This window comes from Psychrobacter sp. 1U2, from assembly GCF_051847575.1.
In genome coordinates, this window is the sequence record NZ_JBPYDC010000446.1 from 1 (window position 1) to 1,071 (window position 1,071).

At 44.9% G+C, this 1,071-nt stretch carries 1 protein-coding gene and 1 pseudogene; both read left to right on the forward strand.

From position 1 onward, the window contains the following. Positions 1-19 precede the first annotated feature (19 nt). Entirely contained in the window at positions 20-904 is an 885-nt protein-coding gene (gene cysT / locus ACS8FD_RS16460; protein WP_439261321.1) for a sulfate ABC transporter permease subunit CysT, read from the forward strand. A 1-nt stretch (position 905) separates the two neighbouring features. Beyond that, positions 906-1,071 (forward strand): annotated as a pseudogene (locus ACS8FD_RS16465) (sulfate ABC transporter permease subunit CysW); the annotation flags it as partial.

A 1,071-nucleotide genomic window follows, 5' to 3' on the forward strand; every position in this document is an offset into this window, starting at 1 on the left:
TAGGCTATAGGACATCACTATGAAAGCAAAAACATCTTCTGCCAATAAACCCCTTCACAAAAAAGGCTGGTTGACCCGGTTGCGTCAACGCAATGTGTTGCCAGGGTTTGGTCTGAGTATGGGTATCACGGTCTTTAGCTTATCGTTATTGGTCGTCCTACCGTTTGCAATGATGGCTTATACCACGACACAGATGGGCTGGACTGGGTTTTGGGAGACCATCACTCAACCACAAGTGACGGCTGCTATTAAGCTGAGCTTATGGATGTCGTTTTTGGCCATGCTAACCAATATGGTATTCGGTACGCTGGTTGCGTGGGTGCTGGTGCGTTATGAGTTTTGGGGTAAGTCAATGATTAACGCCTTGGTTGATTTGCCCTTTGCGCTACCGACTGCGGTCACTGGTATCTCTCTTGCTACGCTTTATGCACCTAATGGTCTGATTGGTCAGTGGTTTGCTAAGTTCGATATTCAGGTAGCTTTTACGCCATTAGGCATCTGGCTGGCTTTAGTGGTGGTAAGTTTTCCGTTTATTGTCCGTGCGGTACAGCCAGTATTAGCAGAGTTGTCCGTTGAATTTGAAGAAGCTGCTGCGGTATTGGGTGCCAATCGTTTAACGACCTTTCGTAAGGTTATTTTACCAGAGCTACTACCAGCACTGCTGATGGGTGCTGGCATGATGTTTGCGCGTGCGACCGGCGAGTATGGTTCAGTGATTTTTATTGCAGGTAATATTCCCATGCAGTCTGAGATTTTACCACTCATCATTATCAGTAAGCTTGAGCAGTTTGATATTCAAGGTGCATCAGCCGTTGCATTATTTATGCTACTGATCTCATTTGTGATTTTATTAACCATCAATATTGCTCAGTGGAAACTGTCGCGCCGTGTGGGAGCTCGCTAACATGCAAATATCTAATAGCTATGATTATCAGAGCAATCCTGCAACCAAAGACACGCCTTGGATACGGCGCACCTTTATTGCTATTGCTGTTTTATTTATGATTGTTATGTTGGTCATACCACTACTGGCGGTGTTTTACGAAGCTTTTAAAAATGGCTGGCAGTTAT

Bases quoted from the DNA above. Each gene is read 5' to 3' on its own strand.
- cysT (WP_439261321.1), top strand. From the start codon at position 20: ATGAAAGCAAAAACATCTTCTGCCAATAAACCCCTTCACAAAAAAGGC.